The sequence below is a fragment of the Winogradskyella sp. ECml5-4 genome, from assembly GCF_036903175.1.
Classification (GTDB): Bacteria; Bacteroidota; Bacteroidia; order Flavobacteriales; family Flavobacteriaceae; genus Winogradskyella; species Winogradskyella damuponensis.
Genome location: NZ_JAYJLF010000077.1, coordinates 1 through 753, shown reverse-complemented (window position 1 = coordinate 753; position 753 = coordinate 1). Strand labels below are relative to the sequence as shown.

Sequence of the window (753 nt, the reverse complement as noted above, 5' to 3'; positions counted from 1 at the left end):
CGTTGGCAAACATTTAAGAGAATCGTTAACTAATTGAAAATCATCGCTCACTCATTTAGAGTTTCGGAATTACTAAACAAAGAATAGATTTGAAAATAATCTAAACTGAATGAAAAAAATTGGACTATTACTTTTGACAATTCTGCTGAATCTCAATTTGAGTTTCTCACAAACCGAATCTGAAATTGACTTACTATTAAACGGAATTTCGGAAACGGAAAACTCTAAAGAAATAACAAAAACAGAACAAGCTAAAAAGATTATTGCTTTTGGAGAAAACTCGCTAAAAACTCTTGCGGATTTTTTTACTGACTCAACTCTGACTAAAGTTAAATCGGAATGTCAAGAGCGGAATTTAACGAAAGGAGAAATTGCAATTATTATCGCTGACCGAATTGAGGGAATGCCATATTTTATAGTTACTGGAGTCCAAAACTGTACGATGGAATTTTGTGAAAATAATCCGAACTTAATTGAATATTATTTACCTTGGATTGAGAAAGATGGTGGAAAATCATTTAAAGAAAAATATATCAATTGGCTCGCAAGTTATGACCGGAAATCAAAAAGTGAAAGACGGAAAGAAAAGCGGAAATTGAAAAAAGAGAAAACATAAAAACGATTTGCCAACAACGTATAAAAATAATTGCTAATTTGTGCTTAAATAAAGGTAGTTGCGTATTTGCTACATCTGATTTTCCTTCGGAAAATCCTCGCACGCAAACACGCAACTATTCTTATACAAAACCGTTG

The 753-nt window shown here is 32.1% G+C and carries 1 protein-coding gene; it reads left to right on the top strand.

The genetic code is table 11. From position 1 onward, the window contains the following. Positions 1–109 precede the first annotated feature (109 nt). Entirely contained in the window at positions 110–616 is a 507-nt protein-coding gene (locus VDP25_RS17720) for a hypothetical protein (protein ID WP_334471985.1), read from the top strand. Positions 617–753: the final 137 nt, after the last annotated feature.